The sequence below is a fragment of the Caballeronia sp. AZ10_KS36 genome, from assembly GCF_023631105.1.
In the GTDB taxonomy this organism is placed as follows: domain Bacteria; phylum Pseudomonadota; class Gammaproteobacteria; order Burkholderiales; family Burkholderiaceae; genus Caballeronia.
The window spans coordinates 146,844-152,993 of sequence record NZ_JALQDQ010000009.1 but is presented as its reverse complement, the minus strand read 5'-3'; the positions used below and the strand labels follow the sequence as shown (position 1 = coordinate 152,993).

The window sequence follows — 6,150 nt, the reverse complement described above, 5'->3', positions numbered from 1 at the left end:
CCACACTCACAAAAAAAAAACCGTCACCCCCCTGACGTATTTTTTTTTTTAAATGTTCTATGAACGGCGAATGGGTTTGAAGTTAAGCCGCCGGGGCGCCGCGCGAAAACCGACGCGCGGCGCTTCGTCATGAGCTCACGAAGGCGAAACGAACTTGAAATCGACCGGCGAGCCGATCGACAACTGTTTGGGATCGGACGCGAGTTCGCCCGTCGCCGGATCGCGGCGGAAGAAATACGCGCTGTCGCTCTCCTGATTGCCGACGACGAGCCAGCGTCCGGTCGGGTCGATGGCGAATTCGCGCGGCGTCTTGCCGAGCGTCGGATAACGTTTGAGCAGCTTCAGATGCCCGTTGGCCGGATCGACGGCGAATGCCACGAGTTGGTTCGCGTCGCCGCGATTCGTCGCGTAGAGAAAGCGCCCGTCCTGCGACAGATGCAGCGCGCCCCCGCCGATCTTGCCTTTGAAGCCGGGCGCGGTCATCGGCACGGACTGCGTTTCGGTGAGCTTGCCGCCGGCGTAGTCGAAGACGACGACCGATGCGTTCAGCTCGGTCGTCAGATAGGCGTGCTTGCCGCTTGCGTCGAAGATCAGATGGCGCGGACCGGAGCCCGGCTTGATCGGCGTGTAGCGCGACTCGGTCGGGCCGAACAGACCGCGGCTGCCATCCGGCGTGTAGCGATAGCCGTAGACCTTGTCGACACCCAGGTCCTGCGCGAAGAGATACTTGCCGTCGGGCGAGAAGACAGTCGAATGCACGTGCGAGTTGTCCTGCCGTCCTTTGACCGGGCCGCTGCCCTCGTGATGCACGGTCAAGACCGACGTGCCGACGTGTCCATCGGCGGAAAGCGGAAACACGGCGAAGCTGCCTCCCGGATTCGCCGCGACCGAATAGTTGGCCGTGAGCAAGTACTTACCGTCGGGCGAGATGGCGAGATAGCACGGATCGTTGCCGTCCGCCGACACGCGGTTCAGAAAGCTCAACTGCCCGCTCGCGCGATCGAAGCGAAATGCGCTCACGCCGCCGCGCTGCGACGCCGGGCCATTGTCGCCCGGCAATTCGTTCACCGCGTAGACATAGTTGCGATCGCGGCTGACGACGAGATACGACGGATTCACCGTCTGCGCCGATGCAATGCGCGTGAGTTCGCCGTTGCCCGCATCGAAACGATAGACGTAGATGCCTTCGCTCTTCCCGCTGCCCGTGTATGTGCCGATGAGCAGGTCGAAGACCTCGCCCGTGTTTCCGGTCGTCGCGCTGGTGGCGCTGCCGCTCGCTGCGCTCGCCGCTGGCGTCGCGTTGCCGGCCGTCTGCGCGAAGGACTGCGCGGCGGCAAGCGAGAGCATCAGCGCCACGCCTTTGGCCCAGCGCGCTGGCTTGGCGCGCGCAAGCAACGCGTGCAAGAGCGGGCGCGGCGCTTGCAACGGCGCACGCATCGCGGCGCAGGAACGGCTCGGTTGCATGAGACCTCCTCATCGACTGTTTGCTGCGTGTTATGGATGTCACGCGCCCAGGCGCCGCGTGACCGGCGTGCGTGGGCAGCAAATTGCGGACCGCTCGCGCGAAGCCTGAGTCGGTGCGTCGCGCGTTCCGTCCAGCCACAGCACTCTAACCAAGAAAAGGAGCTGATGCGATGAACATCCACATAAGCCTCGGGCCGCTCGTCTCGCTGATCGCGGGCATCCTTATTCTCGTGATGCCGCGCCTGCTCAACTTCATCGTGGCGATCTATCTGATCGTCATCGGGCTGATCGGACTGTTCGGCATGGGCGCGACTCACTTGTGACGGCGATGCGCGCTCGCGGTTCCGTGCGCCGGGCACCGAGCGCAAAAAGGCGCACGCGCTGATGGAGCCGCGAACGTGCGCAGTATGTGACGGATGACGGAAGACGCCGCGTTTCGGAGGCGCGGCTGGCAACGGCGTTCAGCCGTTTGCCAGCTGATCCAGACGCAGACGCCCTTGCAGCGACAACGCGCCGACTGACAGGCCGCTCATATCGAAGCTGTACCGGCTAAAGCAACCGCGTTCTGTGAGAAAGGCCGCAGCCGTGTCCATGGCATTGCGGGAGAGGCCGAGGCGCTTGTGATCGAGAGGAAGCAGGTTGTCGCTGTCGCGCATGCGGCTCGCAGCGGAAAGAATGGCGATGCAGTCTGCTTTCGACGGATTGAGCATAGTGATGGTTTCCTCGAAACGCAAAGCAACGAATGGCGCCGGCCGCCCCGCAAGCCGACAGGGGAAAACGCAGCCGCGAGCGCGGTGACGCGCAGCACGGTTACGTTTAGCTTCCATTCTAAACATCAGCCGAAACGCGTGACAACGGTTCGATCGGCGCTTCGATAGTGCTTTTCCGCCAACGGGCGCGGCCTGCAGTCGCAGGACGGTTCTCGCGCCACCGCACGCGCCCGGTTTTCTGCTTGCGCGAAGCGAATGCGGCAGAATGCGACGACATGAACGGCCCGTCGCTCCGGCTTGCCGCACGAGCGTGGCCACCCGTCGACCGCGGCCCGTCGCCGCCAGCACAACCACGCTCACTATGCCCGCTCTGATTGAAGACTACGCCATGATCGGCGATGGCCATACCGCCGCCCTGGTCTCACGCGACGGCTCCGTCGACTGGCTCTGCTGGCCGCGCTTCGATTCGGGCGCGTGCTTCGCCGCGCTGCTCGGCACGCCCGAGCATGGCCGATGGCTGCTCGCGCCGTCGATGCCGGACGGCGAAGCGCCGGTCGTGCGCCGCCGGTATCGCGGCGACACGCTCATTCTGGAGACGGACTTCGAAACGCCGCAGGGCGCCGTGACCGTGGTCGATTTCATGCCGTCGCGCAACGGTCATTCGGAACTGGTGCGCATCGTGATCGGACGGCGCGGCGTCGTGCGCATGAAGATGGAACTCGTCCTGCGCTTCGATTACGGGTCGGTGGTGCCGTGGGTCAGCCGCCTGCAGAACGACAGCGGCATCCGTGCCATCGCCGGTCCGGACCTCGCGGTGCTGCGCACGCCGGTGGACCTCGTCGGCGAAAACATGCGCACGACCGCCTGCTTCGACGTCACCGAAGGCGAGCGCGTGCCCTTCTCGCTCTGCTATTCGCAGTCGCATCTGCGCTTGCCGCCCGCGCACGATCCGCACACGCAACTCGCGCGCACCGAGAATCACTGGCGCGAGTGGTCCGGCAAGAGCCAGCTCGCGGGCCGCTGGGCCGGCGCCATTCGCCGTTCGCTCATCACGCTGAAGGCGCTGGCCTACGAGCCGACAGGCGGCATCGTGGCCGCGCCGACCACATCCCTGCCCGAACAGCTCGGCGGCGCGCGCAACTGGGACTACCGCTACTGCTGGCTGCGCGACGCCACCATCACGCTGCTGGCGCTAATGCGCGGCGGCTACTACGACGAAGCCCGTGCATGGCGCGCGTGGCTCGGCCGCGCAATGGCCGGCGCGCCGTCGCAGGTGCAGATCATGTACGGCATCGCGGGCGAGCGTCGGCTCGCCGAATGGGAGATTCCGTGGCTGCCGGGCTATGAAGGATCGCAGCCGGTGCGGGTGGGCAACGGCGCGGTCCAGCAGTTGCAGCTGGACGTGTACGGCGAAGTGATGAACGCGCTGCATCTCGCGCGCGTCGGCGGCCTGCAAAGCGACGAAACCGCGTGGTCCATCCAGTGCACGATGCTCCAGCATCTGGATACGGTGTGGGATCAGCCCGACGAAGGCATCTGGGAAGTGCGCGGCGGCCGTCAGCACTTCACCTTTTCGAAGGTCATGGCGTGGGTCGCGTATGACAGGGCCATCCGTTCGGCGGAACAGTTTGCGCTGGCGGGACCGATCGACCATTGGCGCGAAATGCGCGCGCGCATCCAAGCGGACGTCTGCGACAAAGGCTGGAATCCGACGGTGAACGCCTTCACGCAGGTGTACCACGGCGATGCACTCGACGCGAGCCTGCTTCTCATACCGCTGCTCGGCTTTTTGCCCCCGGCCGATCCGCGTGTGACCGCCACCGTACATGCGATCGAGACCAATCTGACGCACGATGGTCTCGTCAAGCGCTATCACACGACCGAAACGGCGGACGGGCTGCCGCCAGGAGAAGGCACGTTTCTGGCTTGTAGCTTCTGGCTGGTCGACAACCTGGCGTTGCAGGGCCGGATCGACGAAGCGCACGCAATGTTCGAGCGTCTTGTCGGTCTTGCGAACGATGTCGGGCTGCTCGCCGAGGAATACGACACGACGGCGAAACGCATGGTCGGCAATTTTCCGCAGGCGTTCACGCACGTGGCGTTGGTGCATACGGGGATGAACCTGATGAAGCACGAGCAGGCGATGGCGCATGTCACCGGCCAGCCGTCCGCTGCGGACCGGAGCGCCGCAGGCAAAGAGGCTCCGGTTGGTATCAGCGAGGAAGGCTGAGGAAAGACGGAGCGCGTTTTCGTTTGGCGGCATCGCTGCGCGACGCTAGAATGGTGCAATGCACAACGATGAAGCTGTTGCAGGAAAGCTCGCAAGTTTGACCGGTCTATTGTGCTATCCAGGCGTCGAGCGGAAACTGTTGCTGCTTAGTATCAAACTTTTGCATCGCTGGTCGTTAATGTAGGGAATCACAGACATACCCAGCGACGGAGCACGAAAACGCGCCGCTAGAGCAAAAAACAGCAGGCCCGCGGTGCGGTCGAGCCGCACGGCGGGGATTTTTTGATTGCCGTTGGGTCAGGTTGCCGGCCGAATCGCCGGGACCAACGGGCATTACCGGTTCGTACCGAAGTCATTGGGGCCACCATGCTCTATCAAATACACGAATTCCAGCGGGCCATGTTGTCTCCTCTCACGGCATGGGCCCAGGCCGCCTCGAAGTCGTTCGTGAATCCGGCCAGCCCGCTCGCCTACGTTCCCGGTTCCACGCGTCTCGCCGCCGGCTACGAACTGCTCTACCGGCTCGGGAAGGACTACGAGAAGCCCGAGTTCAACATCCATCAGATCGTCAAGGACGGCCACAACATTCCGATCGTCGAACAAACGGTGGTCGAGAAGCCGTTCTGCCGGCTCTTGCGCTTCAAACGGTTCGCCGATGACAGCGCGACCGTGACGAAGCTCAAGGACGAGCCGATCGTGCTGGTGTGCGCGCCGCTATCCGGCCATCACTCGACGCTTTTGCGCGACACCGTCCGCACGCTGTTGCAGGACCACAAGGTCTACATCACCGACTGGCTCGACGCGCGCATGGTGCCGGTGGAAAACGGCGCGTTCCATCTGGACGATTACGTCGAATATATTCAGGAGTTCATCCGTCACATCGGCGCGAAGGATCTTCACGTGATCTCGGTGTGTCAGCCGACGGTGCCCGTGCTCGCCGCCATTTCGCTGATGGCGAGCCGCGGCGAAGACACGCCGCGCACCATGACCATGATGGGCGGCCCGATCGACGCGCGACGCAGCCCGACGTCGGTGAACTCGCTCGCGAGCGAGCACTCGTACGAATGGTTCGAGAACAACGTCATCTACACGGTGCCGGCGAATTATCCGGGCGTGGGCCGCAAGGTGTATCCGGGCTTCCTGCAGCATGCGGGCTTCGTCGCGATGAATCCCGAGCGGCATCTCACGGCCCATTGGGACTTCTATCAAAACCTGCTGCGCGGCGACGACGACGATGCCGAACAGCATCGCCGCTTCTATGACGAGTACAACGCCGTGCTCGACATGGCCGCCGAGTATTACCTCGAAACCATCCGCATCGTGTTCCAGGAGTTCCGTCTGGCCGAGGGCACGTGGGATGTGAACGGCGAACGCGTGCGCCCGCAGGACATCACGCAGACGGCGCTCTTCACCATCGAAGGAGAACTCGACGATATCTCCGGCGACGGCCAGACGCGCGCCGCGCATGACCTGTGCACGGGCCTTTCGCAGAAGGACAAGCGTCACTTCACCGCGGAAAAGGCCGGCCACTACGGCATATTCTCGGGCCGGCGCTGGCGCACGATGGTGTATCCGCAACTGCGCGAGTTCATTCTCGAACACGACAAGTCGCCGAAGAAAGAAGCGGTCCCGGCGTAAGTCCATTCATCGCGGCGCAGTGCTTCAACCTGCGCTTCGGTACCGATTCCATTCGCAAAAGAAAAACGTCGCGCCCTTTGCAAGGCGCGACGTTTTTTTCTTCAGACG

At 63.7% G+C, this 6,150-nt stretch carries 5 protein-coding genes; 3 read left to right on the top strand and 2 right to left on the bottom strand.

The window, feature by feature from the left end; genetic code table 11:
- Positions 1-135: 135 nt before the first annotated feature.
- Positions 136-1,464 (bottom strand): lactonase family protein, encoded by a 1,329-nt coding sequence (locus NCR35_RS06010; protein WP_502801649.1) that lies wholly within the window; start codon positions 1,462-1,464, stop codon positions 136-138.
- Positions 1,465-1,634: 170 nt separating this feature from the next.
- Here NCR35_RS06010 and NCR35_RS06005 point away from each other — a divergent pair, with 170 nt between their 5' ends.
- Positions 1,635-1,787 (top strand): DUF3096 domain-containing protein, encoded by a 153-nt coding sequence (locus NCR35_RS06005; RefSeq protein ID WP_244848282.1) that lies wholly within the window; start codon positions 1,635-1,637, stop codon positions 1,785-1,787.
- A gap of 138 nt (positions 1,788-1,925) precedes the next feature.
- On the opposite strand, the gene NCR35_RS06000 is transcribed toward NCR35_RS06005, so the two are convergent.
- Positions 1,926-2,174, bottom strand: a complete 249-nt coding sequence (locus NCR35_RS06000) for a hypothetical protein (protein WP_244848936.1) — start codon at positions 2,172-2,174, stop codon at positions 1,926-1,928.
- A gap of 361 nt (positions 2,175-2,535) precedes the next feature.
- Between NCR35_RS06000 and NCR35_RS05995 the strand changes: the two genes are divergently transcribed.
- Positions 2,536-4,404, top strand: a complete 1,869-nt coding sequence (locus NCR35_RS05995; RefSeq protein WP_250533608.1) for a glycoside hydrolase family 15 protein — start codon at positions 2,536-2,538, stop codon at positions 4,402-4,404.
- Positions 4,405-4,770: 366 nt separating this feature from the next.
- Positions 4,771-6,042, top strand: coding sequence for a polyhydroxyalkanoate depolymerase (locus NCR35_RS05990; protein WP_244848280.1), 1,272 nt, complete (start codon positions 4,771-4,773; stop codon positions 6,040-6,042).
- The last annotated feature ends 108 nt before the right edge of the window (positions 6,043-6,150 follow it).